This window comes from Clostridium algidicarnis DSM 15099, from assembly GCF_002934235.1.
Taxonomy (GTDB): Bacteria; Bacillota; Clostridia; order Clostridiales; family Clostridiaceae; genus Clostridium_L; species Clostridium_L algidicarnis.
The window spans coordinates 21284-47265 of sequence record NZ_PTIS01000008.1 but is presented as its reverse complement, the minus strand read 5'-3'; the positions used below and the strand labels follow the sequence as shown (position 1 = coordinate 47265).

Sequence of the window (25982 nt, the reverse complement as noted above, 5' to 3'; positions counted from 1 at the left end):
GAAAGGGGAGCTGAATATGTTTATAGGGCAAGTAACAGGAAACTTATGGGCAACTAAAAAAGATGAGAACCTTAATGGGCTTAAATTTTTGGTTGTAAGAAAGCTAAATTATAAAGGCGAGCTTACTGAAGATATGGTTGTAGCGGTGGATTCTGTAGGAGCAGGGTCAGGGGATCAAGTTATTGTAGTTGGAGGAAGCTCTGCAAGGCATGTCCTTGGAGAAAAGAAAGCACCAATAGATGCTACTATAGTAGGCATTATAGATACACTAGAACTTGAAAAGTAAGAAAAGATATGGAGATTTAAAGTATGAAAAAAGCTTTAGGAATATTAGAATTTAGTAGTATATCAAGAGGTATCGAAGTGAGTGATGTACTTCTAAAGGCATCCTTTGTAGATGTAGAGATGATTAAACATATATGCCCTGGAAAGTTTTTAACCATAATTTCAGGTGATGTAGAAGCGGTTAAAGAAGCCATGGAAAAGGCTAAGGCTGGAGATCAAAAGAAATTAGTTGAAGATACCGTTATACCAAATGCTAGTGAAGAAATTATAAAGGCATTTAAGAAAAGACCTATTGTAGTAAATTTTAATGCCATAGGTATAATGGAGTTTTTAAATGTTACATCAGCATTAAAGGCATTGGACATAGCTTTAAAGGCCTCAGATACTCAGATTGTTAAATTGGTTTTAGGAAACGGTATTGCAGGAAAGGCTTATTTTATAATTAATGGTTCCGTATCAAGTGTTGAAGAAGGTATAAAGTCAGCAAAAGCTAATATAAACCCTAATAAAATAGTTCATAGTTCAGTGATCCCCTCACCTAATGAAATTCTTTTAGGTAACCTTTAAATTTAATGAGGCATTTTAAAATTGAATACATAAGTATTTATAGAAATAAAAATATGAAAAAAGAGGTGTAATAAGTGGGAATAAATGAAATTATTGTATATATTATGATGGTATTTTTAGTTATAGGTGCTATAGACAAACTTTTAGGAAATAAGTTTGGATATGGAGAACAGTTTGAAGAAGGATTTATGGCTATGGGAGCACTTGCTTTAGCAATGGTAGGAGCTATATGCTTAGCACCAGTTTTAGCAAATGTATTAAAACCAGTAATAGTACCAATTTATAAAGCATTAGGAGCAGATCCATCAATGTTTGCTACAACTTTACTTGCTTGTGATATGGGCGGATATCAATTAGCAGGAGAACTTGCAGAAAATGCAGCAGTAGGACAATTTGCAGGACTTATCCTTGGAGCAATGATGGGACCTACAATAGTATTTACTATTCCAGTAGCACTTGGAATAATAAAAAAAGAAGATCAAAAATATTTAGCTAAAGGTGTTTTAGCAGGTATTATAACAGTACCAGTTGGAACTTTCGTAGGAGGACTTCTATCAGGACTTCCAGCACTAGTTGTACTTCAAAACTTAACACCAATAATAATAGTTGCATTACTTATAGTTATAGGACTTAAGTTTGCACCAGACGGAATGATAAAGGGATTCACTTATTTTGGAAAGTTTATAACTATAGTTATAACTATAGGACTTGTAGCAGCTGTATTACAAAAGACTACAGGACTTGTTTTAATAAAAGGTATGGCACCAATAGAAGAAGGACTAAGTGTTGTTGGTGATATTGTTGTAATACTTGCAGGAGCGTATCCTCTAGTACACTTTATAACAAAAGTATTTAAGAAACCTCTTATGAAAGTTGGATCATTACTTAAGATTAATGATGTTGCAGCAGCAGGTATGATAGCATCACTTGCAAATAGTATACCAATGTTTGGAATGATGAAGGATATGGACGAAAGAGGAAAGATAATTAACGTTGCTTTCGCAGTAAGTGCAGCCTTCGTATTTGGAGATCATCTAGGATTTGCAGCAGGAGTTAATCCAGAACTTATAGCTCCTATGATAGTAGGTAAATTAGTAGGTGGTGTAACTGCAGTAATAGTAGCAGTTATGATGACTAAAAACCTTGGAGAAACTAAAAAAGCTTAATATAAATCTAAATATTATATAAGATAGAGATTTTGAAATCACTGGACTTATAGAAGATATTAAATTATAAGTCTAGTAGGTTTTAAAATCACACAAATAAAAACTTATGAGGGAGAGATTACAATGGAAAATTTAAATGAAGCAATGATAGAAGAAATAGTTAGAAAATTAATAACAGAAAAATTAGGGGATGTATCTAAAAAAGCTGAGCCTGAAATGTCAAGAGACATAGAACCAAAAAGTGGTATCATGTCAATAAAGACAGAAACAGTTAAGCCAGAAAAATTTGATACAGGACACGCTGGAGACCAAGTTTTCTTAAAAGACGTAGTATCAGTAGAAGAAAGTCCAAGACTTGGTTGTGGAATCATGGAAATGAAAGAAACTAGCTTTGAGTGGACATTAATGTATGATGAAATAGACTATGTAATAGAAGGAACTTTAGAAGTAGATATAAACGGTAAAAAGGTTGTAGGAAATAAAGGGGATATAATATATATACCAAAAGCATCTACAATTCACTTTACAGTTCCAAATTATTCAAAGTTTATGTATGTAACATACCCAGCAGATTGGGCAGATCAAGCAAAATAAGAATATTATAATTTAAATATAAAAAGACCTATAAGACGTTATAAAGTCTTATAGGTCTTTTATGTATTGAGATAGGTATAGGGTAAAGCAAGAATCTATATTTCTTAAATTTTATACACCACAATGCTACCGGGGAATAGGCTGATGGTTATAATGGTACTATAAAGGTTTATCTATCTTAGAATCCTTTAAAAGTCTAATTACATAACTTAATGTATGAAAATCTCTATCTAATTCAAGTTGAATTCTACGTAAGCCTTCAATTAAAGTCTTTTCATCAAAGTATTCTAATAAAATCATTAAATTTAATAAATTCAGGTCTCCATCCTTTGTATCAAAAATCCTAGCAGCTTTTACATGGGCATTTGTCATTACATTTTCAGTGGCAATTCTTAAATCTTCACTTATTTTTATATCTGGCATCTCATCAAAGATCTTGATATTAGGATTGCTCCTATCTAAATTTTTAGCCTTTTTTACATCAGTAGATAAGAATACAGTATTTATAAAGGTTGCATCTTTAAAGTTAACTGCCTCTAAATTTACTGAATCAAATATAGCATTTTCAAATATAGCATCTTTAAAACTACTTCCCTTTAAGTTAGCACCAATAAATTCAGCCCATCTAAAAGTACACTGAAAGAAATCACTAGACTTAAAATGCGCACCTCTAAAACTCACATAATCAAAATTTGAGTTTGAAAAGTTACAATTATAGCAGTTACTTCTAGCAAGGTTTTTGTACATAAAATTCTTATCTTTTTTTTCTATATTGTTGTAATTAAAGTTCCCTTTAACGCTTTGATTTCTAGCCATTTTTACCTCCAAAGCAAATAATATTATTTGCAGTCTTTTATTTTCAAAACACCTTTAAAAAACTCCTAGCTAATTTAAAAGTTATAGAAGTTTTAATATTCTAACCTTTTACTAAGTATTTTCACGTATTTCATTATAAATGTTATACATAACTTTCATAAAAGTCAATGTGATTTTAGGAAGTACACTTTGTATTAATTACATACAAGGTAAAGAATCTATTATTACAAAGTTGTAATAATAATATTTATAGAATTGTAATAATAATGCTTTATCATTTAATATATAAGAGATATCTTAAATATATAAGTCATAGGAAAAGGGGAGAGCAACATGGAACTTGTAAAAGTTGTAGATATATGCAAAAGCTATGGAAAGGATGAAGTATTATGTTGACTTATAATTTTGCGCAGCGGATAGTTGATAGGATGATGAAGGTCATACCTTACAATGTAAATATTATGGATAGTAAAGGCATTATTATAGCTAGTGGAGACAGCCTAAGGGTGGGTAAGGTACATAAGGGAGCATTTGAAGCTATAGAAAGAGGAATACTAATAGAAGTTTATAAGTCTTCAGGGGGAGCTAAGCCTGGAGTTAATATGCCTATATACTATAACAATGAGATAATGGGTGTTATAGGTATAAGCGGCGATCCAAAAGTTGTAGGATCTTTCGCGGAGCTTGTAAAAATAACTGCAGAGCTTTTAATAAGTCAGGAATACACTTTCAAGGAAAAAAGAATGGAAGAAAGATTGAAGGATGAATTTCTACACCAATGGGCTTATTTAAATCAAGAGTATGATGCAGTATTTAAAGAAAGGGCAAAGGCCTTAAATATAAATCTTAATATAGAAAGGGTAGCTGTAATTGTAAAGTCCATAGATTCAGTAAAAGATCCTAATTTCGACAAATTAAGGATTAAGATATCAAAAGATGAATATTTAATAAGACTTAATCCTCAAATCTGTGTACTATTTATAAAGTTTAACAAAAACTTAGATAAGTTAATTGAAGGAATATCATCTTTAATAGATAATGTTTATATAGGTATTGGGTTTAAACAAGAGATAGTTGGATTGTCTGTAAATCAAGCATTCAAATCAATTGAGCTTGGAGAAAGGCTTAAACCTAATCAATATATTTACAATTATAAGGATTTTGTGCTTATTCATAGGATATATGAAGGTGGAGATAAAAAAGAGATCTTAGAGCCTATATTAAAACTTATAGAGGGAGGCACTGGGTCTGACCTAATAAATACATTAGATAAATATATAAATTTAAATGGTGAAATAAATTTAGTAGCAGAAGCTCTTCATATTCATAGGAATAGTTTAAACTATAGATTACAAAAGATACAAGACATTACAGGAAAGAATACTAAGAATTATTTAGATTTGTTTCAGTTATTTAGTGCTTATACAATTTATAAGTTAGATTGTAATGAAGGTAAATAATAGTATCATAAACTAAAGGAAACTCCTACTGCACTACTCTACGTAGGAGTAAGTTCCGCTAGCTAAATCGAAGATTTAGAGCGTCACTTAAATTAATAATTACATATATTATAGGGCGAATGCACCATAATATGAACTGAAATTTTAACAATATGACGATGATTTATGAAATGCAAAGGGTTACAATTGATATATTAATATTAAATATATAAAAAATAGGGGGTATATCTATGGGAGTAACAGCACTAGGTGCAATAGTAGCATTAATTGTTGCAATTGTACTTATAATTAAAAAGGTTCATCCAGCCTATGGTCTTATTCTAGGGGCATTAGTAGGGGGACTTGTAGGCGGAGCTGGACTTACTGGAACTGTAACACTTATGATAGATGGGGCAAAGGGAATAATGCCAGCTATACTTAGAATTTTAACAGCAGGAGTTTTAGCAGGGGTACTTATAGAATCTGGAGCAGCAGCTAAAATAGCAGAAACTATAGTAGATAAGGTAGGTGAATCAAATTCACTTATAGCATTGACAATTGCAACATTAGTACTTACTTGTGTAGGCGTATTTATAGATGTTGCAGTAATAACTGTAGCACCAATAGCAATTGCTATAGCAAATAAAGCAAAGCTTAGTAGATCATCTATATTAATTGCAATGATAGGTGGAGGAAAAGCTGGAAATATAATGTCTCCAAATCCTAACGCTATAGCAGCAGCGGATGCTTTTAAGATACCATTAACATCAGTTATGGCAGCTGGGATTATACCTGCCATATTTGGAGTTATAGTTACCTGTATAATTGCTAAAAAACTTATAAATAAAGGATCATACATAATTAATGAAGAAATTCAAACATCATCTGAAGATAAGCCAAGCTTTATAGCGGCTATATCAGGACCTTTAGTTGCTATAATACTGCTTTCACTAAGACCATTATTTAAAATTAACATAGATCCACTTATTGCATTACCTGTTGGAGGAGCTGTAGGGGCTTTGTGTATGGGTAAAATAAAGAATTTAAACAAATATTCTATTTTAGGATTAAGTAAAATGAGTGGAGTTGCTATATTGCTTATAGGAACAGGTACCATAGCAGGAATAATAGCTAACTCAGGGTTAAAGGATGTAATAATTAATGGACTACAAACTTTAGGACTTCCAGCTTTCTTATTAGCACCTGTAGCAGGTATATTAATGTCAGGAGCTACTGCATCAACTACTTCGGGTACAGCTGTTGGTAGCCAAGTTTTTGGACCAACTATACTGGAACTTGGTATAGCACCAACATCAGCAGCTGCTATGATTCATTCAGGGGCTACTGTGCTTGACCATCTTCCACACGGAAGCTTCTTCCATGCAACTGGGGGTAGTGTGTTTATGGATATGAAAGAAAGGCTTAAACTTATACCTTATGAATCTTTAGTAGGACTTACTATGACAATAGTATCTACTATCATATTTGGATTACTTAAATAAGTAGCCCAAAGAATATTAGTTTATATAATAAAATGTTAATTAATTATCTTGTAAAAATACTTTAATAACTATTAGAAAGGCGGATTATTTATGAAATTTGTTTTAGCACCGGATTCATTTAAAGAGAGTATGAGCGCAAAAAGCGTAGCTAAGGCAATGGAAAGAGGTATTAAAAAGGTTATGCCTGATGCAGAGTGTATCCATGTACCTATGGCAGATGGAGGGGAAGGTACGGTACAGTCACTTATAGATGCAACAGAGGGGACATTGTATGAAATAGATGTTAAGGGACCTCTTTTGAATACTGTAAAGGCAGAATTTGCAATGCTTGGAGATGGAAAGACTGCTGTTATAGAAATGGCAAGTGCCAGTGGTATTCAACTTGTTAAAAAGGAAGAACGTAATCCGCTTTATACAACAACCTATGGTACAGGACAGCTTATAAAGGCTGCTCTTGACAAGGGAGCTACTAACATAGTTATAGGTATAGGAGGAAGTGCAACCAATGATGGTGGTGCGGGTATGGTTCAAGCTTTAGGGGCAAGACTTTTAGATAAAGACTTAAATGAACTTCCTTACGGAGGGGGATACCTTATAAATTTAAAAAGTATAGACCTTAAAGGCCTAGACCCGAGACTAAAGAATGTTACCGTAGAAGTTGCTTGCGACGTTAATAATCCATTAATAGGACCTAAAGGTGCATCTTATATATTTGGGCCACAAAAGGGAGCCACAAAAGATATGGTAGAGGTACTTGACAAGAGCCTTACTCATTATGCAAATATAATTAAGAATTTACTTAATAAGGATATAGCAAAGGTTTCAGGAGCTGGAGCTGCAGGAGGCCTTGGTGCAGGACTTATGGCGTTTTTAGATGCTAAGCTTTTAAAGGGTGTGGATATAGTTATAAAACATACCTGTTTAGAAGAGAAGATGATAGGTGCAGACTATGTATTTACTGGCGAGGGAAGCATAGATGATCAAACTATTTTTGGTAAGACTCCAATTGGGGTGTCTAAAACAGCACTAAAACACAACATACCAGTAGTAGCCTTTGCAGGGAAGGTCTGTTGTAAAGAGAGAGAAAAGCTATATAAAGAAGGAATAACAGCCATTATAGGCATAGTTCCAGGAATAGTAACATTAAAAGAAGCTTTAGAAAATGGTGAAGAAAATATAGAAAGAGCTACAGAAAGTGTAGTAAGACTTATAAGTATATAAGCATATAAGTAGATTTGAATATAGAAAAGTATAATTATATTTTTTAAATTATGTAAAGTTGAAGGACTGTATAAAACTTTTGGTTTGGCACAGTCCTTCATTTTTATATAATTAAATTGAAAGAATAAACATGGCCTATCTTAAGCCGGTTATTTTTCCTTTTAAAGCTTTAATTCGCCCGTTTACATAAATAGATAGTTCTTTCCTATCATTTTTAATTTCTAAAGGTGCATTGGCAATTATGTTAATAAGATCTAATCTATTGATTTTTATGTTTTCTGCTAATTCTTTAGCTAAAAATCTGTGTTTTATATCCCAGTAACGTTTGTTGAATTCATCAGATTGTCTTTTGTTATAATATCCTTTTTCAGCTCCAAATTGGAAAAGATCTGCTGCTGATTCTAATTCTTCTAAGTCCTCAACCTCTAAAGTTTCATCCATAAGATTTTGAAATAATTTCATTATAAACTCCTTTTCTAATCTATATTATGCCATTTTACTTCGATATTTATGTTTATACATAAACAAAAGTCACTTTAGCACATCAAGATTGTAAAATAGACAAATTTAATATTAATATATTATGTGGAAAATGTAAATATATTATTTAATATTAAATAAAAATAAATATAAATATTAGTGTAAAATAGGGATAATTTTCAATGTGTTAGCAGATTTTGCCGAACAAAGAAGGTTTAGTTTAATTTAGCTTCATTAATATCTAAAATATCTAAAATATCTAAATTTGAAAATGCAAAAAAAATGTGGTACGAAACAGATTTGTATGATTTAACTATTGCCATATACAATTTAAAATAATAATGTGGTAGAATATAATGAGAAGATAGTGCTATCAATGTAACAAACTAAAGTGTGACAGAATTTTGTATGAAAATATTAAGTAACTAATAAAGGAGCTTTAAATATGTGTGGTGAAAGAAAAATTAAACCAGGGACTTTTTATAAACATTTTAAAGGTAATTATTATAAAGTAATATATATAGCTACACATTCAGAAACTCTTGAAGATATGGTGGTTTACCAGCCACAATATGGAGAGATGAATATATGGGTAAGACCACTTTCTATGTTTTTAGAAAGGGTTGAATTCAACGGGAATATGGTAAATAGATTTGAAGAGTGCTCTAATTTAGATTTAGAAAGTATAACAGAATATAAGTAGAGTGTTCAATTATAAAAATTGAGGTGGTGTTTTAGTGTTTAAAAAATTTGTAAGTTATTACAAGCCTTATAAAAAACTTTTCTTTTTAGATATGCTATTTGCTATTATAGCTGTTTTATGTGATTTGTTTTATCCAATGATGACAAGAAAATTAGTAAATGATAGCATCCCAAATAAAAATATAAGGATGATAACTATATTTGCAGGAGCTCTTTTAGTTATATATATAGTTAAGGTTGCTTGCACTTACTTTATGCAGTATTGGGGACATGTAGTTGGTGTAAGAATGCAAGCAGATATGAGAAGGGACTTGTTTAAACACCTTCAAAAGCTTCCTTGTGATTATTTTGATAACAACAAAACAGGGGATATTATGTCTAAGATGATTAACGATTTAATGGATGTATCAGAGCTTGCACATCATGGTCCGGAAGACTTGTTTATATCTATAGTTATGATAATAGGTTCGTTTTTAATATTGATTACAATAAATACACCTTTAACTTTAATAGTTTTTGCATTTGTTCCTTTTGTTTTTATATTTGCTTTTGTTAAAAAGAATAAGATGCAAAAGGCTTTTATGGAAACTAGAGTGAAAACAGGGGATATAAATGCTAGTTTACAAAATAGCATATCTGGAATAAGAGTATCAAAGGCCTTTGTAAGTCATAATCATGAGCTTAAAAAATTTCAAGTAGGAAATAGAAATTTTAAGGCAGCAAGAGAAAGAGCATATAAGGCTATGGCAGAATACCATTCAGGCCTTGGATTTTGTACAGATTTATTAGATTACGTAGTTTTAATAGTTGGTGGATATTTTACTTATCAGGGAAAGATAAATATTGGAGATTTTATGGCATACATATTGTATGTTAAGATGTTTACTCAACCTATAAAGAAACTTATAAACTTTGTAGAACAATATCAAAATGGAATGACTGGATTTAAGAGATACATAGAGATATTAAATGCAGAACCTGAAAAAGATAAGAAAGACCCAATAGAATTTAATAATGTTAAAGGGAAGATAGACTTTAAGGAAGTATCGTTTAAATATGAAGATAAATATATTTTAAGTAACTTGAATATAGAAATACAAGCAGGTAAGACGCTTGCCTTAGTTGGTCCTTCTGGTGGAGGTAAAACAACTTTATGTAACTTAATACCAAGGTTTTATGATGTGGATTCTGGGGATATACTAATAGATAATAAAAGTATCTATGATATAAGCTTAGAAGATTTAAGAAGCAGCATAGGGCTTGTACAACAAGAAGTATTTTTATTTACAGGTACAATAAAAGAAAACATTTTATATGGTAATCAAGAAGCTAGTGATGAGGATATTATAACAGCAGCTAAAAGAGCTAATATACATGAGTTTATAATGTCAATGTCAAAAGGTTATGATACATTTATTGGGGAGAGGGGTATTAAGTTATCAGGTGGTCAAAAACAGAGAATATCCATAGCAAGAGTATTTCTTAAGAACCCACCAATACTTATATTAGATGAGGCAACCTCAGCCCTAGATAATACTACAGAGTATATGATACAAAAGTCATTAGAAGAGTTATGCAAAGGTAGAACTACAATTGTGGTAGCACATAGATTATCAACTATAAAAAATGCTGATAAAATATTAGTTTTAACTGATAATGGTGTAGAAGAAAGCGGAAGTCATGAAGAGTTATTAAATTTAAATGGAATATATAGCGAATTATATAACGCTCAATTTGTTACAAATGAAGTTTCTTAGTAAAATAGTTAAACTAATTAATTTTTAACAAATAATCCACAGCTGCATTAAAGAAATAAGACAAGCTGTGGATTGTTTTCGTTTAAGTATAGAGTTAATTTAAGAACTTTAAAGTAAAAATGATTATATAGTACATAAAATATCATTATGAGTGATATTAGATCTAACTTAGGAGGAATTTTATGAATAAGTGTAAGCTAGAAGAAGAAAAAAATAGATCTGTTGTTAATAATGTTAATAAGAACAATAAAAATGTGGATTATATGTTTATATTAACTTGGTCTATTATATTAATTAAGGATATATTCATGTTATCTATTATCCACAGTGATAATATAAATGTTTTTAATAAAGATATTATAATACAATTTATGGACCCAAGAAAGATGAGGATTTTTACACATTCTTTAGTAATAATTATAATCTTATCTTTTGCATTCTTATTTAAGAAAAAGGGTAGACTAAAGTTTTATATTACTGTAGATATTATATTTTCATTACTTATGATTGTAGATCTTATAACGGCTAGATCTATAGGAGGATTTATAACAATAAATTATTTAAAACATGGAAATTTAAGCTTTAAGGAGATATTAAATTTTTATAAATACCTAAGACCTATAGATATAATATTTTTAGTAGACATACCATTTATTATAAAGTATTACAAAAGGGATGCTTTATTATATAGAGAAAAAAGAAGAATACCAGTATTCCTACTTGTATTTCTTGTGGCTATATTTAGTGCAAATTACCTGCATAAGATGCTAGATGTTAAGGAAAAAGTGGATGATGTAGGATTTATAACTCATTACTGGGAACCATTTGGTAGCATATATGACACTTCACCTTTAGGATATATTGCATTTGATTTTTATGATGATTTAAAGGGAAATAAAAGATCTGAAATTACAAAAGAGAAGACAGATGATATTGAGAAATGGTTTGATGTAAATAAGGAGGATATTCCTGAAAATGATTATAAAGGAATCTTTAAAGGGAAAAATATTATCTTAATTCAAACTGAGTCAGTTGAAAATTTTATGATAAATCAATCTATTGGAGGGGAAGAGATTACTCCTTATTTGAATAAGATGATTAAAAGTAGTTTATATTTCCCAAATTTTTATGATCAAACAAACTCAGGAGTAAGTTCTGATGCAGATCTTATGACAAATACGGGGTTATTTCCTATAAGGGGTAAAAGTACATTTTGGGAAAATCCTTATACTGAGTATGAATCTCTACCTAAAATATTAAAATATTATAATTATAATTCCTTATTGCTTCACGGAGAGAAGGGTGGTAATTGGAATTTCAAAATTGCTACAGAAAATATGGGGTTTGATACGGTTTTAGATAGACGAGCTATTGATATAAAGCCTGAAGAGGTAAATTATTTTGGTGGTATATCAGATAAGACTATATTAATGTCATTTTTAGATAATATAACACAGATGGAAAAGCCATTTTATGGCCATGGTGTAATTTTAAATTCACATTTTGGGTTTGGATATGTGCCAAGAGAGGAATGGAGATTAAATCTTCCTTCAGATTTAAGTGGTAGTATGGTGGAAAAGTATCTTCAAAGTGTAAATTATGTGGATAAAGAAATAGAATACTTTATAAATGAACTTAAAGAAAAAGATTTAACTAAAGATACTATAGTAATAATAACAGGAGATCATGGTGGGCTAAACAAGTATTGTGTGGAAGATGTTTCAATGTTTAAGGATAGCTATCCATGGATAGCAGGAGAGCACCCAAAGGTTCCTTTCATAATATACAGTGAAGGATTTGAGGGAGAGACTGTTGATACCATAGGAGGCCAAATAGACATACTACCTACCTTGTCCTATCTTTTAGGTGTGGACAAAGATAAATATGAAAATTCCTCTGTAGGAAAAGTTCTTGTAAATACTAACAAAAACTATGCTCTCTTAAATGACAATAGTATAGTTGGAGATGTAAAAGAAGAGGAAAAAGCGCACATATTAGATGGATTTTGGGTTTCTCATAATATTATAAAAGGAAATTACTTTAAATTAAAATCTAATAAATAGTTTTAAATATAGATGAAAGGCTAAAGGATCTTGGAGGATTTATCCAAAGTTCTTTAGCCTTTACTGTACATAATTTGTATCTTTATGAGTGTGCTATTTTTAATGCGTTAAGGGCCTATCTTATATGAATTAAATAAAAACTTATATTTTTATCTCCCCAACCTAAATCCCAAGGAACGTGATATCTATCTGTAGTATGGGAATTTATTAAAGGATATCCATGAGAATCAAAATCTGTAACTATGGCAAAGTGATCTATATCATTGCCCTTGGCATATGCAATTACATCTCCGAGATTAAGTTTTGAAACTTCTCCATTTGCACTAGTGTTGGAAGGTGCTGCAAGAGTGTTAAATGTGCCTTTTTTTATTAAGGTACCTCTGCCGCTATATATAAGATAGTTTTTAAAAGCATCTGCATTTACAAAGGCGGAACTACCATTAGCACCTTCAGCTTTGTTATAAACACAAAACCAAGTGCCATCAAAGTTTAATCCACCACCCTCCTCCTTGTCACCTATGCATTGAGATACATAATTGGTACAGTTACCTCCAATTCCAGTGAAGTTTTTGTATTTTTTATTGTACCGTTTACCCTCACCAATAGCCCAGGGTATTCCGCAATATCTATCAGCATAATTTACAGCTTCTAATCTATGGTATTGACCCTTTTTTACATTAGGATAAGAAGGTTTAGGCTTATCATAATTAGGTATTTTAAAATCAAAAGGGGACTTTGAAATATGAATATCCTCTTTTATTTCACCAGAATAAGCCTTTAGTGCATCTTCGAAACAGTCAGTATACCAATCATTATATATTACAAATTTATCTTCTCTTTTTATAATCTCTAATGAATGTAGTAATCCTACACCAAATATGTTTTCAGTTAATAGATCGTCATCTTTGTAAGTATATTTAAATTTATAGTACTCATCTAATGTTATTTTGAAACCTTTATTAGTAGGACTTATCCTTTTTATTGTAGATTGAGAGCTTACATCAGTAAAGATCATATCTCTTTTATATGCCCAGTCCCTAAGATATTTTATCCTCTTAACCTCATGCTCAAGGGACCACCTTCCAAATTTATTTGAGGTGTCAAAATGGCTAGGAAGGACTGAAAGATCACCATCTAAAAAGGACATACATCTAGAATTATATATAGAGTTTATTACTTCTTCAATCTCTTCTTTTGTTTCATCGCTTACCTTTTGTTCGTTAGAAGCACTAGCTTTTGAAAGGTTAAACATAGTAAAAAATAAAATTAAAAATATAGTTAAAATCTTAGAAAAATTTTTCATAATAAATCCCTCCAGCATTAAACATGGTTCTAATATAGTATTTCCAAAGATACACTTTAATATAGATAAAAGTTATAAGTATTTAGTGATATATAAGGAAATGCTTATAACTAATAACAATTCTTAGAAGGTTTTTTATGAATAAAAAAAATGACGTCTTAAGTGTATCGCTTCCGATAATTAGTCAGATGGTAGTTTATACCTTCATGTCTATTTTTGATATGATGATGGTAGGAAAATATGCAGGAAATAAAGCTGTAAATATATTAGGCCTTAGTAATGCTATGGTTACAATTCTTATAAATATAATTATTATAAATGGTATATCAATAGGTATGATATCAATAATATCAAGGTATATAGGTGCTAAAGATAGTTATAAAGCATCTCTTTTTTCTTATAATGGAATTATGATTGGGATGTTTATGGGTTTAATTATAACTGCCATAACATTCTTATTTGGAAATCAGATATTGCATCTAATGGGAGCTAGAGGTGATTTATTATATATAACTTTGAGCTTTAGTAAGATAAATGCAGTAGCTATGTTTTTTTATATAATATCTAGCTTAATAAATGCCATGTTTATAGCTTATGGATATAGTTATATTCCATTACTAAGCTCTTTGATTCAATTTGTTACTAAAATATTTCTAAATTATATTTTTATGTTTATTCTATTTAAAAACCACATAAACATAAATGTTGTAGCTATTTCTTCTTTAATTTCCTATATAGCTGGTTTTATATTTTGTATTTGCATGGTTAGAAAATATAGATTTAAATTTAATATCTTATTTAAGAATCTTAAGTTTTCGTTAAGTATAGCAAAGGAAATAATAGAGCTATCTATTCCATCTTCTTTTGAGGAGGCAGCTTATAGCATAAGTAGGCTTATATGTACAAGTATAATTATGTACTCAGGAAGTATGTATTTTTCAGCTAATGAAATTGCAAATACTATAGAATCTATATCTTTTATGCCTGGTACTAGTTTTGGTATTGCTACAACTACTCTTGTTGGAATTAAAATAGGGGAAAGGGATATAAAAGAAGCTAACAGGGTTGCCTTTGAATGTGCATTTTATGCTTTAATTATGATGTGCAGCTTTTCTCTACTATTTCTTTTTATGCCTAATTTTCTTGTTAAGTTTTTTGTGGGTAAGGGTGACTTAAAGGTAGCCTATCTTGCAGGGGAATGTCTTGCTATAGGAGCGATAGAACAACCTCTTATTGCTGTATCCTTAGTTTTTGCAGGAGGATTAAAGGGACTTGGAGATACCAAAACACCCTTTTATATATCTGTGTTTACTGCTTTTTTTATAAGACTTCCTTTAATATATTATTTTCTGTATATATTAAAATATAGCATAAGAGCAGTATGGTGGATTACTGCATTACAATGGGGAATAGATGGTGTTTTAATGTTTATATGTTTTAAGTATAAGATATTTAAAAGGTTAACAAAGTATTAAGAATATTGTAACTTGTTGATATAACTAGACTAGCTTGTTATAATAAGGTGCGTATTAAAAGGATATGGTAAGATATAAAGATGTTTCACCGTAAAAATGACCATATTTAATGATATTTATTTGTTTATTAAATATGATAACACTTGACATTTTGGGAGGGGTTTATTTGGTTTTAAACATTTTAAAAGGACTGGCTTTAACAGCTAAAGATATAATACCGGTATCTTTATTTTTAATAATATTTCAGATTTTTGTACTTAAAAGTCCTATAGGCGATATTAAGCCACTTATATTAGGTATTTTATTAAGTACTGTTGGGTTATATATTTTTATAAAAGGGCTAGAAATTGGACTTATGCCACTAGGAAGCTCTGTAGGATCTAAATTACCACTATTAGATAATAAGCTACTAGTTATAGTTTTTGCATTTATACTTGGATATACCACAACACTTGCAGAACCAGCACTAGCATCCTTAGCTATGGAAATAGAGGAACTTTCAGTTGGAACTATGAAGAATAAGTGGCTCATTCATGCAGTAGCAACAGGTGTTGGAATAGGTATATCACTTGGTATGATAAAGATAATGTATAATATTCCGTATACTCATATAATAATACCAATGGTATTGCTTGCATCAATTCTTGCTTATTTTGCACCAAGTAGCATAACTGGTATAGCCTTTGATTCAGGGGGAGTTACTACAGGTCCTGTTACGGTTCCATTAAATATGGCACTAGCTATAGGGTTATCCTCTGTAATAAGTGGCAGCGACCCTTTAATTGATGGATTTGGTATAATAGGTCTAGCTTCCATTACTCCTATAATTGCTGTATTATTATTAGGTATTATAGTAAAGTTTTAAGGAGGGTATTTTATGTTTGAAGTAGAGGCTATTATAGTCATAGTTGATAGAGGAAGAGCTCACAAGTTAATTCAAAGTGCCAAAAGTGTAGGAGCAAAAGGTGCTACAACCTTCTATGGACGAGGAACAGGGGAAAGTGAAGGGAAAAGGTTTTTCAATTTAGATGTAGAACCCTCTAAAGAGGTTATAATTATACTTTCCGAAAAAGAAAATAGTAAAAAGATAATGGATGAAATAATTAAAGTAGGAAAGCTTAATGAACCAGGTACAGGAATAGTATTTACAGTACCAGTATCTAGCATAGTAGGCTTACATCATAGAGAACTTTAAATAGATTTTTATAGTTATGATGTTCATAAAGAAAAAATTAATATTAAACTGTGATTTTGATGTAATTTATAATAGTAGATTAAATATTGATTTAAATAAAAAAATGAATTATAATTAGTTTGCATAGAAACTAATTATAGTTCATTTTTTTGTAAGGGTTAAAATTAAAAAGTAATAGTACTTAAATGGTAAATGAGTTTATTGACTTTTTTCATAAAAAAGATGGTATGGAGTGATTTAATTGGAGAAAAAGCCTCAAGGTATTAAAATTGCAAGTTTAATACGAGAAATCAATTTAAAGCTTAATAATAATATAAGTAATAATTTTAAAAATAGTGGATTTACTACGCCTCAAATATTACTTATAAAGCTGCTTTCAATAGAGGGGCCTCTTAATGTTAGTGAAATAAGTGAAAAAATGTTTCTTACTAAGGGTACAGTTTCTGGCATTATAGACAGGCTTGAAAACCAAGAAGTTGTAAAAAGAAATAGATCTAATGAAGACAAAAGAATAGTGAGTGTAGCACTTACAAATAAAGGTGAAGATATAACTAAAACTATGCGTGGAACAATAAATAAGTATTTTGATACTATTTTTTCAATATGTAAGGAAGAGGATATGGAAAAGATAATAAATGGGTTAGATATACTTAAAAGTGTTTTAGATGAAAATTGTAAGGAAGACAAATAAAAATAGTTTAGGAGGGTATTATGTTAGTAGCAGCTATAATTTCTATAAGTTTAGCGCTTGTTTGTTATACCATAGGAGTATGGAGTGAAAAGATACAAGGCAAATTAAAAACATGGCATTTAAGTTTTTTTTGGATAGGCTTTGTTTTTGATACAATTGGAACAACTCTTATGAAAAAACTTAGTGGTAGTACTAGTTTTAATCTACACTCTGTAACTGGAGGTTCAGCCTTAGCTTTGATGTTAATACATGCAATATGGGCTACTGTTGTTATCTATAAAAAAAGAGAAAAGGGTGCAAAAAGCTTCCATAAGTTTAGCTTGGTAGTATGGGTTATATGGCTCATACCATATATAACAGGCATGGTTATTGCAATGAAAAGATAAAGATTTAGTAATTTTAAAGAAAGGCTGAAGTATAGTTTTTCTTAAATAAGTTAATTACAAAGTTAAAGCTATAAAAGAGATATTAATTACTTTAAATTAAAAGTAATTAATATCTCTTTTGTATTTAAAGTGTATTGCATTTTAATAGCTACATAGTATTTAACTGGAAATCACAAGGGATTTAATACAATGAGTTCCATTTTATGTGTAAATATTAGACATATTATTTAAATATATGATAGAATATAATAAGCTTTCCAAATGGGAATATAAAAGCTTTAAAAAATCTTTAGGAGTGAGTTAGTTGGGCAGTATTCTTATGAAAGAAAAAAAGGTAAAGATTAAAGATCAAAACCTTTGTCTTTGTAATAGTGGTAAAGCTTATGAGGATTGTTGTAAATTAAAAAAACAAGAGTATTATACTTTAGGAAAAAATTATGAAGATAAAGACATAATATTTAATCATACATTTAATATGGAAGTCTATGATGAGATAACAGATTATGCTATGTATAATATTTTTGATTTAGAAGGACAATCAGTTTTAACCATTAGTAAATCCATAGAAATTTTAAATAACATATATGAAAAGGTTAATAAAGGAATGAGTCAATTTGTAGATTTTGCTCCTTGTAAAAAGGGGTGTTCCTCTTGTTGCAGTCTTTATATAGACCTTACAGCTATTGAAGCTGAAAATATTAGAAGATATGTTGTAGACAATAAAAGCCATGATGAAATAAATATTTACAAAACAAAGTTAAAAGAAATTAAAGAACAGGTAGAAACTACTTCAAGACCTTATGAATTAAGTAAAGAAGATTTAGACAATCTGCATTATGAATATGCTTTAAAAGATATACCTTGTATGTTTTTAAATAAAGATGGATCTTGTAGTGTATACAAAGCAAGACCTTTAAGTTGTAGAAAGTTTATAGTATTTTCACCTAGGGATAAATGTGAAGATAATGTTTCAAAAGTAATATCACCTAATTTGGCTCCAACTAATATAGGGAGACTTTCAATAGATCACTTGTCCATGATTACAGGAAGATATAAGAGCTTAATTTACATAAATGAAGGTGATAAAAGTCCAATTAAAAGACCTCTTATACAGTGGATTAAAGAAGACTTTGATGATATAAATAGACAACCTTAAATTAAGCTTTTATCTATAAAGTTAAGGAGGTACATGAATTAAAAGTTGAAATAAAAGGAATTAAAATGTATTATAATACTAGAGACTAAGTGATATGGCAAAGAGACTTGAAGGTACTAATAGGTTTAAAATGCTATTAACTAGTCTAAGATTTATACATAAAACATACAAGGAGGAATAGAAATGAATAAAGAAGTGATATCTACAAAGAAGGCTCCAGGGGCTATTGGACCTTATTCACAAGCTATAAAGGCAGGTGACTTTATTTATACTTCAGGACAACTTCCAATTAATCCAAAAAGCAATGAATTAGTTGAAGATATAAAAAATGCTACAGCCCAGTGTATTGAAAATGTTAAGGCTATATTAGAAGAAGCTGGAACATCCATGGACAAGGTTGTTAAAACTCTAGTATTTTTAAAAGATTTAAATGACTTTTCAGATATGAATGAAGTCTATGCAAGTTATTTTAAAGAAAATCCACCAGCAAGATCTTGTATAGAAATTTCCAAATTACCTAAAGATGCTATTGTAGAAATAGAAGTGGTAGCTTTAATATAAAGTGATTTTTAGACTCATATTTATTATGATTTGATTAAATTTTATATAAGAAATATTTTACTTAAAAAGCCTTGTTTTAAACAAGGCTTTTTTTAAAAGAAATATGTGAAAAATTCTAAATTTTAAGATAATTATTTGAACAAAGGGTTAACAAAGTATAAACAAAGCCTCTTAAAGCTTGACATAAAAAGCCATAGGTATACAATTAAACGTATAAATGACTGTAGATGACTGGTCTACTTGAATTTATTTTAAGAAAGGGGTAGATTAGATGCCAGTAGATAATATACTAGCTTTAGAAAGAAGCTCAAATGCAAAAAAAATAAGAAGAGAGGGCTTCATACCAGGAATAATTTACGGACAAGATTTTGAAGCAAAATCTGTTCAATTTGATTTTCTTGAACTAAATAAATTACTAAAAGATAACACAAAGACATCTAGATTTAAAGTTAATATTGGAAATTCCAGCACAAGGTGTATAGTTAAAGAAATTCAAAGAGACTCAGCTACTGGAAAACTTATTCACATAGATATGCAATCTATAAGTGAAAATGAAGAAATTAAGATTAAAGTACCAATTACATTTACAGGTAAAAGAATGATTGAAAGTAAAAACTTAATGATTGAAAATTACCTAACTGAATTAGAGTTAAGTGGTAAGATGAAATATATGCCAGAGGGAATTGAAATAGATGTAGAAGATAAAGAATTGGGTGATAAAATTATCGTAAGCGATATAATAATAGATTCTAATCTTGAAGTTCTTGATGACAAAGATGAAGTTGTAGCATTAATATCTTCAGCAAAACAACAAGAAATTGATGAGGATGAAACAGAAGAAGTTTTAACTCCTGAAGAATAAAGCATTTTAATGAATTTTATAAGTTATGAAAAGTAATGATTTATAAAGTTGATTATAAACAGCATATATAATAAGAGACACTATGTGGTAGATATTAAAAAGTCTACTATATAGTGTTTTTTAGCTATTAAAATAATGAAATTTTTAAGCTTTGATTCAAATAACATTAAAAAGCTAGTACAGATTACAATTCTATAGATACAAAATTACAAAAAATATAATGCTTATTTAATTATCTATGTTATAATAAATACATACTATAACCTTGAATGTAATAAGTTTATAGTTTGTTTATTAATGATTTTATATAATAAAGCTATATATTTAAAAAGCATGTAACATATCAGGAGGTATAAGATGAAAACTTTGACTAAAAGTTTTAAGTTGAATAATGGTATACAGATGCCTTGTTTAGGATTTGGTACTTTTGAAATTGAGAAGGATGATGCTATTAGGGCCTCCATATTAGAAGCATTAAATGTGGGATATAGGCATATAGACACTGCATCTATGTATAAAAACGAAGAGGGAATAGGAAATGCAATTAAAGAAAGTGATGTTTTAAGAAGAGAGATTTTTTTAACAAGTAAGGTTTGGAATGGGGATCATGGCTATGATAGTACCCTTAAAGCTTTTGAAGCTTCCCTTAAAAAACTTAAAACAGACTATTTAGATTTATACCTAATACATTGGCCCAAAAATTTAAATAAAGAAACCTGGAAAGCTTTAGAAAGGCTTTACGATGAAAAGCTTATAAGAGCTATAGGGGTTAGTAATTTTAAAGTACATCATTTAAATGAAATTATGAGAAAAGCTAATATATGTCCTATGGTAAATCAAGTTGAATTTCATCCTCAGCTTCAAAATAAAGAGGTTTTAGATTTTTGTCTAAAAAATAATATTCAGGTAGAAGCCTGGGGACCACTTATGCAGGGTGAAGTCTTCTCAATAGATCTTATGAAAGATCTTGCGATTAAATATAATAAAACCATATCACAAATTACATTAAGATGGGATATTCAAATGGGCGTTGTAGCAATTCCCAAATCAGTAACAAAAAGTAGAATAAAAGAAAACACAGAGATATTTGATTTTGAGATCTCTTTAGAGGATATGGAAAAGATAGCTTCTTTGAACAAAGAAAAAAGAATTGGGCCTGACCCAGATGAAATTACTTTTTAACCTATTAATTAAGCCATTTTAAAAATATATCTTAATACAATTGAGGATTCCATTTGAAAATTTAAATGGAATCCTCAATTTTTTTAAGTATGATATGTGAAAATATATTATCGTATTGTTAAGACATGTACCATGTATTTATGAGGTGACTTTTCATTAACTAATATTTGAATATTAAATATTTTTATTTATTTACATAAATAGTATTGACATTATGCTATAACATGATATAATTTTGTACAATATTAAAAATATAAATACAGTGAAGAGAACAGTAGGTTGGATAGAAATTTAAAGAGATAGGATACCTTGGCTGAAAGTATTCTTAAATAAAATCAACCGAATACCATCTCTGAGTAGAGTGCTGAAATATATAGTAAGCATTTCCGTGTACTAGCGTTAATAGTTTCGAGGGGGTACAAATTTTTTTAAAAATTTGTTGCCAATTTGGGTGGAAACGCGTTTACTCGTCCCATTTTTCGGGAGGAGTTTTTATTTTATAAAAAAATAAGTTTAAACAAATTAATATAGATTAAAGAAGGAGGATTATTATGATTAAAGTTACACTAAAAGATGGAAGTATTATAGAGGTTGAAAAAGGAACAAAGGTAAGTGAAATCGCAAAAAGTTTAAGTCAAGGTCTTTATAAAAAAGCATTATCAGCTAAGATAAATGGAAAAAGATCTGAACTTATGGCTGAGATAAATGAAGATTGTGAACTTGAAATATTAACTTTTGAGGATGATGACGGGAAATGGACATTAAGACATACTGGATCTCACATTTTGGCTCAAGCAGTTAAAAGGTTATACCCAGAGGTTAAATTAGCCATAGGACCTGCTATAGAAAATGGATTTTATTATGATTTTGAAGCTGACTTTTCTTTTACACCAGAAATACTAGAAAAGATAGAAAAAGAAATGCAAAAGATAATAAAAGAAGATTTACAAGTAGAAAGATTTGAACTTCCGAGATCAGAAGCTATTGAGTATGTGAGGAATAAAAATGAAGATTATAAGGTTGAATTAATACAAGATTTGCCAGAGGATTCCATTATATCATTTTATAAGCAAGGTGAATTTGTAGACTTATGTGCAGGCCCACATGTACCTTCTACTAAAAAGGTTAAAGCAGTTAAATTGTTGTCTCTTGCAGGAGCTTATTGGAGAGGTGACGAAAAAAAGAAAATGCTTCAAAGAATATATGGAACAGCTTTTGCAAAACAAAGCGAGCTTGAGGCATACCTAAATATGTTAGAAGAAGCTAAAAAAAGAGATCATAGAAAGATAGGTAAAGAGCTAGGACTTTTTGCGATGCATGAAGAGGGTCCAGGATTCCCATTCTTTTATCCTAAAGGAATGGTTCTAAGAAATCTTTTAGAAGATTACTGGAGAGAGGTTCATAGAAAAGCAGGATATGATGAGATAAAAACTCCTATTATATTAAGCGAATCTTTATGGCATCAGTCAGGACACTGGGATCACTATAAAGAAAATATGTATTTTACAAAGATAGATGAAGAAGACTTTGCAATAAAACCTATGAATTGTCCTGGATCTATATTAGTATATAAAGATGGTATGCACTCTTACAAAGAGTTACCAATAAGACTTGCAGAGCTTGGGCTTGTTCATAGACATGAACTTTCAGGTGCTTTACACGGACTTATGAGAGTTAGATGTTTTACTCAAGATGATGCTCATATATTCATGACTAAAGACCAAATTACAGATGAAGTTGTAGATGTTATTAAATTAATTGATGAATTTTATAAGAAATTTGGATTTGATTATTTTGTAGAACTTTCAACTAGACCAGAAAACTCTATGGGAAGCGATGAAGACTGGGAACTTGCAACAAATGGTCTTAAGCTAGCCTTAGATAAAGCCGGGCTTAAATATAAGGTAAATGAAGGCGATGGAGCATTTTATGGTCCTAAGATAGACTTCCACTTAAGAGATTGTATAGGAAGGACTTGGCAGTGTGGAACAGTACAATTAGATTTCCAAATGCCTGAAAGATTTGATATTTCCTATATAGGTGCAGATTCAGAAAAGCATAGACCAGTTATGGTACACAGAGTTGTATTTGGAAGCATTGAAAGATTTATAGGTATATTAATAGAACACTTTGCTGGAGCATTCCCAACATGGCTTTCGCCAGTACAAGTTAAGGTATTACCTATATCTGAGAAGTTCCATGACTATGCAAAACAAGTTGAAAAACAACTTAAAGAAAAAGATATAAGAGTTGAAACTGACTTTAGAGCTGAAAAGATTGGTTACAAAATCCGCGAAGGACGTATGGAAAGAGTGCCTTATCTATTAATAGTAGGTGAAAAAGAAGTGGAAAATAATGAGATTTCAGTTAGAAGTAGAAAAAATGGGGATGAAGGTGTTTCATCACTAGATAGCTTTATAGAAAAGATACAAAAAGAAGTAGAGACTAAAGAAAACTACTTAGTTGAAGTTTAAAAAGTAAATAGAGTATAATAAAAAAGCGACCCTAGGGTCGCTTTTAATTAATATTCATAAGTTTTTATATTTTCACATAAAGATATATTTAAAGGCTTATCTTCTAGTACCTTTTTATATGAACATAAAAAGTCATTTAGTTCTAAATCTTTAAGGTTTATGGCATTACTGCTTCTAAGAATTACATTTTCTTTATCTAAGATTATATCTACATTATTAGAATTATTGGATATAGAATAGGTACTAACCACTTTTGAATTTAGGCTGTTCTTATATTTTTCATTAAATCCTATAGCCTTCCTTATATTTTCATAATCCGACTCTATTGGCATTTCAGAAAAGTTTAGACCTAAACTTTTCATTTGAGCTTCTATATCTTCAGGATCTAAACCATATCTTTTCATCATTTCTTTTTGAATGTTAAAAAGTTTTTCAGAAGAAATGGAGTTCTTGTCCATATATTCTTTGATTTTTGAAGAAAATGCTGTTATAGATAATTCGCCTTGAGATAAAGAATAGTATAGATCATATATATATTGTTCAAAATTATCTATATCCTTTTCCCTAGCTTTATTTTTAAGTTCATTAAAATCAACAATTCTATCATCTTTATTATCAGTCATCTTAAATCCTCCTTAGTTACTCTATTATACTATTCTTAAATACATTATAATAGTATACAACATATATTTAAAGTAATTATTGCATCCACGCTGTTTTAAATATATAACTTAATTAATTATAATAGTTTAAAGGAGGGGTTAATTTGGGTATAGTATTATATAAAGATGGTAAAATAGAAAAAGATAAAAGATATAAAGAAATAAAAAGTGGAGATGCAGTATTATATTTAACAGACGTATATGAAGATATGTTCACTAAAAGGAGTTCAAATATTAATTTTAGTAGGGACATAGAGATAAAAGATAAAAATAAGATAGTTATTAATATGCCTTATGTAGATGAATTAAATAAAAAAAGAGTTGAGGCTGTGCTTGAAGATGGATTAGTATCCTTATATTTTAAAGAAAAAGGGTTCATAGAATTTATGGAAGAAAAGATAAGCAGGAATAAGGAAATAGATTATAAAACTGTGTTTTTGTCATTATTTCAGTTCCTTATGTTAAGTTATGACCAGAAGTTAATAAAGCTAGAAGATGATGTGGAAATTAGATTCGAAGATGCTGTTGCTAAGGATAGTATACAACTTGAATCACTTCTAAAGGATAAGAAGAAAATATATATGATTAAAAGATGTACTAATTATTATAAGTCTATACTAGTTTATCTTGAAGATGAATTTAATGATATTAAACTTTATGATAAATTATTTTTTTCTTTTCAAGATACATTGAATCTAGCTGAAAATGTTGAGTCTTCTATATATTCTTGTATAGATATTTATAACTCAATATATTCTAATAGAATGAATAAGACTATGGAACTTTTAACATTTATAACGGTGATGCTACTTCCAGCTAGTATATTATCAGGAATATTTGGTATGAATTTTAAGTTTATGCCATTATTAGATCATCCACAAGGATTTTATATAACTGTAGCTGTTATGATGTCGGCTGTAGCATTTGGTATAATATACTTTTTTACAAATAGAAAGAGACCATAAAAGATTATGGAATATTTAGTTTGTTATATAATAATCAATTACATATTATTCGACAAAAGATGAGGATTGTTAAAAAGGTGTCAATTATATATTGTATATAAGTTTTTAATAAAAGCAGCCTAATTTCATTTATTAGGCTGCTTTTATTAAAAATTTATTGAATAACTTGCATATTCTTTTGCTAAGTTTTTAAAACCTTGATTCTTTAAAATAGTAATAGTTAAAGCAAATAGTTCATAACTGGAAGTCTCTTTATTACGGAATTTTTTTAGTTCTGTATAAATCTCTTTGGTTATATTATTTATATCACCTTGAGTTAAGTTGGTTTTGGCATCCAAAGCAGCATTTAATATGCTAGTTCCGAGTTTCTTTTCATCAAAATCTTCAATTCTACCATTCTTTTTTATTACTTTCATATAAACACCTCCTTTTTTCATTATAACCCCATTTTTTAATATTGCAAAATATAGACTATCTT

At 29.6% G+C, this 25982-nt stretch carries 26 protein-coding genes and 1 other annotated feature; of the genes, 21 read left to right on the top strand and 5 right to left on the bottom strand.

The window, feature by feature from the left end:
• Nucleotides 1-16 precede the first annotated feature (16 nt).
• From BD821_RS07070 to BD821_RS07055, 4 genes are all read left to right on the top strand, one after another.
• A complete protein-coding gene (locus BD821_RS07070) occupies nt 17-286 on the top strand; it encodes a EutN/CcmL family microcompartment protein (protein ID WP_029451165.1) in 270 nt (89 codons plus the stop codon).
• A 23-nt stretch (nt 287-309) separates the two neighbouring features.
• A complete protein-coding gene (locus BD821_RS07065) occupies nt 310-852 on the top strand; it encodes a BMC domain-containing protein (RefSeq protein ID WP_104409870.1) in 543 nt (180 codons plus the stop codon).
• Nucleotides 853-926: 74 nt separating this feature from the next.
• The gene (gene eutH, locus BD821_RS07060; protein WP_104409869.1) at nt 927-2018 is read left to right on the top strand and encodes an ethanolamine utilization protein EutH; all 1092 of its coding nucleotides are present in this window, start codon (nt 927-929) and stop codon (nt 2016-2018) included.
• 123 nt (nt 2019-2141) lie between these two features.
• A complete protein-coding gene (locus tag BD821_RS07055; RefSeq protein WP_029451162.1) occupies nt 2142-2612 on the top strand; it encodes a cupin domain-containing protein in 471 nt (156 codons plus the stop codon).
• A 159-nt stretch (nt 2613-2771) separates the two neighbouring features.
• Here the strand turns inward: BD821_RS07055 and BD821_RS07050 are convergent, their stop codons facing one another.
• A complete protein-coding gene (locus tag BD821_RS07050) occupies nt 2772-3428 on the bottom strand; it encodes a pentapeptide repeat-containing protein (protein WP_104409868.1) in 657 nt (218 codons plus the stop codon).
• Between the two features lie 389 nt (nt 3429-3817).
• Here BD821_RS07050 and BD821_RS07045 point away from each other — a divergent pair, with 389 nt between their 5' ends.
• The 3 genes from BD821_RS07045 (at nt 3818) to BD821_RS07035 (ending at nt 7590) form a co-directional block, all read left to right on the top strand.
• On the top strand, nt 3818-4888 hold the full coding sequence (locus BD821_RS07045; RefSeq protein WP_104409867.1) for a CdaR family transcriptional regulator: 1071 nt from the start codon (nt 3818-3820) through the stop codon (nt 4886-4888).
• A gap of 230 nt (nt 4889-5118) precedes the next feature.
• Nucleotides 5119-6369, top strand: a complete 1251-nt coding sequence (locus tag BD821_RS07040; RefSeq protein ID WP_423236760.1) for a GntP family permease — start codon at nt 5119-5121, stop codon at nt 6367-6369.
• A 90-nt stretch (nt 6370-6459) separates the two neighbouring features.
• Nucleotides 6460-7590: a glycerate kinase gene (locus BD821_RS07035; RefSeq protein WP_104409865.1), complete on the top strand. Its 1131-nt coding sequence runs from the start codon at nt 6460-6462 to the stop codon at nt 7588-7590.
• A gap of 135 nt (nt 7591-7725) precedes the next feature.
• On the opposite strand, the gene BD821_RS07030 is transcribed toward BD821_RS07035, so the two are convergent.
• Nucleotides 7726-8052: a hypothetical protein gene (locus tag BD821_RS07030; RefSeq protein ID WP_029451151.1), complete on the bottom strand. Its 327-nt coding sequence runs from the start codon at nt 8050-8052 to the stop codon at nt 7726-7728.
• A gap of 463 nt (nt 8053-8515) precedes the next feature.
• Here BD821_RS07030 and BD821_RS07025 point away from each other — a divergent pair, with 463 nt between their 5' ends.
• The 3 genes from BD821_RS07025 to BD821_RS07015 all read left to right on the top strand — a co-directional run bounded on the left by BD821_RS07025 (nt 8516) and on the right by BD821_RS07015 (nt 12592).
• Nucleotides 8516-8773 (top strand): DUF1653 domain-containing protein, encoded by a 258-nt coding sequence (locus BD821_RS07025; RefSeq protein ID WP_029451149.1) that lies wholly within the window; start codon nt 8516-8518, stop codon nt 8771-8773.
• 34 nt (nt 8774-8807) lie between these two features.
• Nucleotides 8808-10529 carry an ABC transporter ATP-binding protein gene (locus tag BD821_RS07020; protein ID WP_104409864.1) on the top strand — a complete coding sequence of 574 codons (1722 nt, stop codon included), beginning with the start codon at nt 8808-8810 and terminating at the stop codon, nt 10527-10529.
• A 182-nt stretch (nt 10530-10711) separates the two neighbouring features.
• The gene (locus BD821_RS07015) at nt 10712-12592 is read left to right on the top strand and encodes an LTA synthase family protein (RefSeq protein WP_104409863.1); all 1881 of its coding nucleotides are present in this window, start codon (nt 10712-10714) and stop codon (nt 12590-12592) included.
• Between the two features lie 115 nt (nt 12593-12707).
• Here BD821_RS07015 and BD821_RS07010 read toward each other — a convergent pair whose 3' ends face one another.
• Nucleotides 12708-13895 carry an amidase domain-containing protein gene (locus BD821_RS07010; RefSeq protein WP_169994038.1) on the bottom strand — a complete coding sequence of 396 codons (1188 nt, stop codon included), beginning with the start codon at nt 13893-13895 and terminating at the stop codon, nt 12708-12710.
• A gap of 137 nt (nt 13896-14032) precedes the next feature.
• Here BD821_RS07010 and BD821_RS07005 point away from each other — a divergent pair, with 137 nt between their 5' ends.
• The 10 genes from BD821_RS07005 to thrS all read left to right on the top strand — a co-directional run bounded on the left by BD821_RS07005 (nt 14033) and on the right by thrS (nt 23877).
• Nucleotides 14033-15370 (top strand): MATE family efflux transporter, encoded by a 1338-nt coding sequence (locus BD821_RS07005; protein ID WP_104409861.1) that lies wholly within the window; start codon nt 14033-14035, stop codon nt 15368-15370.
• 166 nt (nt 15371-15536) lie between these two features.
• Nucleotides 15537-16235, top strand: coding sequence for a DUF1538 domain-containing protein (locus BD821_RS07000; RefSeq protein ID WP_242971471.1), 699 nt, complete (start codon nt 15537-15539; stop codon nt 16233-16235).
• A gap of 12 nt (nt 16236-16247) precedes the next feature.
• Entirely contained in the window at nt 16248-16565 is a 318-nt protein-coding gene (locus tag BD821_RS06995) for a P-II family nitrogen regulator (protein ID WP_104409860.1), read from the top strand.
• Nucleotides 16566-16806: 241 nt separating this feature from the next.
• The gene (locus tag BD821_RS06990; protein ID WP_104409859.1) at nt 16807-17256 is read left to right on the top strand and encodes a MarR family winged helix-turn-helix transcriptional regulator; all 450 of its coding nucleotides are present in this window, start codon (nt 16807-16809) and stop codon (nt 17254-17256) included.
• A 20-nt stretch (nt 17257-17276) separates the two neighbouring features.
• Nucleotides 17277-17642, top strand: coding sequence for an HsmA family protein (locus BD821_RS06985; RefSeq protein ID WP_029451137.1), 366 nt, complete (start codon nt 17277-17279; stop codon nt 17640-17642).
• Between the two features lie 319 nt (nt 17643-17961).
• Nucleotides 17962-18798 (top strand): YkgJ family cysteine cluster protein, encoded by an 837-nt coding sequence (locus tag BD821_RS06980; RefSeq protein WP_169994035.1) that lies wholly within the window; start codon nt 17962-17964, stop codon nt 18796-18798.
• Between the two features lie 183 nt (nt 18799-18981).
• Entirely contained in the window at nt 18982-19359 is a 378-nt protein-coding gene (locus tag BD821_RS06975; RefSeq protein ID WP_104409857.1) for a RidA family protein, read from the top strand.
• 271 nt (nt 19360-19630) lie between these two features.
• Nucleotides 19631-20221: a 50S ribosomal protein L25 gene (locus BD821_RS06970; protein ID WP_104409856.1), complete on the top strand. Its 591-nt coding sequence runs from the start codon at nt 19631-19633 to the stop codon at nt 20219-20221.
• Between the two features lie 357 nt (nt 20222-20578).
• Nucleotides 20579-21403 (top strand): aldo/keto reductase, encoded by an 825-nt coding sequence (locus BD821_RS06965; RefSeq protein ID WP_104409855.1) that lies wholly within the window; start codon nt 20579-20581, stop codon nt 21401-21403.
• 253 nt (nt 21404-21656) lie between these two features.
• Nucleotides 21657-21881: a binding site (T-box leader), on the top strand.
• A 73-nt stretch (nt 21882-21954) separates the two neighbouring features.
• Nucleotides 21955-23877, top strand: a complete 1923-nt coding sequence (thrS, locus tag BD821_RS06960) for a threonine--tRNA ligase (RefSeq protein ID WP_104409854.1) — start codon at nt 21955-21957, stop codon at nt 23875-23877.
• A gap of 47 nt (nt 23878-23924) precedes the next feature.
• On the opposite strand, the gene BD821_RS06955 is transcribed toward thrS, so the two are convergent.
• Nucleotides 23925-24500 (bottom strand): DUF3867 domain-containing protein, encoded by a 576-nt coding sequence (locus tag BD821_RS06955; protein WP_104409853.1) that lies wholly within the window; start codon nt 24498-24500, stop codon nt 23925-23927.
• Nucleotides 24501-24643: 143 nt separating this feature from the next.
• On the opposite strand from BD821_RS06955, the gene BD821_RS06950 reads away from it, so the two are divergent.
• Complete coding sequence (locus tag BD821_RS06950) at nt 24644-25504, top strand: CorA family divalent cation transporter (protein WP_104409852.1); 861 nt, start codon at nt 24644-24646, stop codon at nt 25502-25504.
• A 146-nt stretch (nt 25505-25650) separates the two neighbouring features.
• Here the strand turns inward: BD821_RS06950 and BD821_RS06945 are convergent, their stop codons facing one another.
• Nucleotides 25651-25920, bottom strand: a complete 270-nt coding sequence (locus BD821_RS06945; protein ID WP_169994032.1) for an ATP cone domain-containing protein — start codon at nt 25918-25920, stop codon at nt 25651-25653.
• Nucleotides 25921-25982: the final 62 nt, after the last annotated feature.

Coding starts and splice junctions, on each gene's coding strand:
- BD821_RS07015 (WP_104409863.1), top strand. CDS start 10,712: ATGAATAAGTGTAAGCTAGAAGAAGAAAAAAATAGATCTGTTGTTAAT.
- BD821_RS06965 (WP_104409855.1), top strand. CDS start 20,579: ATGAAAACTTTGACTAAAAGTTTTAAGTTGAATAATGGTATACAGATG.
- BD821_RS07005 (WP_104409861.1), top strand. CDS start 14,033: ATGAATAAAAAAAATGACGTCTTAAGTGTATCGCTTCCGATAATTAGT.
- thrS (WP_104409854.1), top strand. CDS start 21,955: ATGATTAAAGTTACACTAAAAGATGGAAGTATTATAGAGGTTGAAAAA.
- BD821_RS06945 (WP_169994032.1), bottom strand. CDS start 25,920: ATGAAAGTAATAAAAAAGAATGGTAGAATTGAAGATTTTGATGAAAAG.
- BD821_RS07025 (WP_029451149.1), top strand. CDS start 8,516: ATGTGTGGTGAAAGAAAAATTAAACCAGGGACTTTTTATAAACATTTT.
- BD821_RS07045 (WP_104409867.1), top strand. CDS start 3,818: ATGTTGACTTATAATTTTGCGCAGCGGATAGTTGATAGGATGATGAAG.
- BD821_RS07050 (WP_104409868.1), bottom strand. CDS start 3,428: ATGGCTAGAAATCAAAGCGTTAAAGGGAACTTTAATTACAACAATATA.
- BD821_RS06970 (WP_104409856.1), top strand. CDS start 19,631: ATGCCAGTAGATAATATACTAGCTTTAGAAAGAAGCTCAAATGCAAAA.
- BD821_RS07035 (WP_104409865.1), top strand. CDS start 6,460: ATGAAATTTGTTTTAGCACCGGATTCATTTAAAGAGAGTATGAGCGCA.
- BD821_RS07040 (WP_423236760.1), top strand. CDS start 5,119: ATGGGAGTAACAGCACTAGGTGCAATAGTAGCATTAATTGTTGCAATT.
- BD821_RS07010 (WP_169994038.1), bottom strand. CDS start 13,895: ATGAAAAATTTTTCTAAGATTTTAACTATATTTTTAATTTTATTTTTT.
- BD821_RS07030 (WP_029451151.1), bottom strand. CDS start 8,052: ATGAAATTATTTCAAAATCTTATGGATGAAACTTTAGAGGTTGAGGAC.
- BD821_RS07055 (WP_029451162.1), top strand. CDS start 2,142: ATGGAAAATTTAAATGAAGCAATGATAGAAGAAATAGTTAGAAAATTA.
- BD821_RS06975 (WP_104409857.1), top strand. CDS start 18,982: ATGAATAAAGAAGTGATATCTACAAAGAAGGCTCCAGGGGCTATTGGA.
- BD821_RS06980 (WP_169994035.1), top strand. CDS start 17,962: ATGAAAGAAAAAAAGGTAAAGATTAAAGATCAAAACCTTTGTCTTTGT.
- BD821_RS06985 (WP_029451137.1), top strand. CDS start 17,277: ATGTTAGTAGCAGCTATAATTTCTATAAGTTTAGCGCTTGTTTGTTAT.
- BD821_RS07065 (WP_104409870.1), top strand. CDS start 310: ATGAAAAAAGCTTTAGGAATATTAGAATTTAGTAGTATATCAAGAGGT.
- BD821_RS07070 (WP_029451165.1), top strand. CDS start 17: ATGTTTATAGGGCAAGTAACAGGAAACTTATGGGCAACTAAAAAAGAT.
- BD821_RS06955 (WP_104409853.1), bottom strand. CDS start 24,500: ATGACTGATAATAAAGATGATAGAATTGTTGATTTTAATGAACTTAAA.
- BD821_RS06995 (WP_104409860.1), top strand. CDS start 16,248: ATGTTTGAAGTAGAGGCTATTATAGTCATAGTTGATAGAGGAAGAGCT.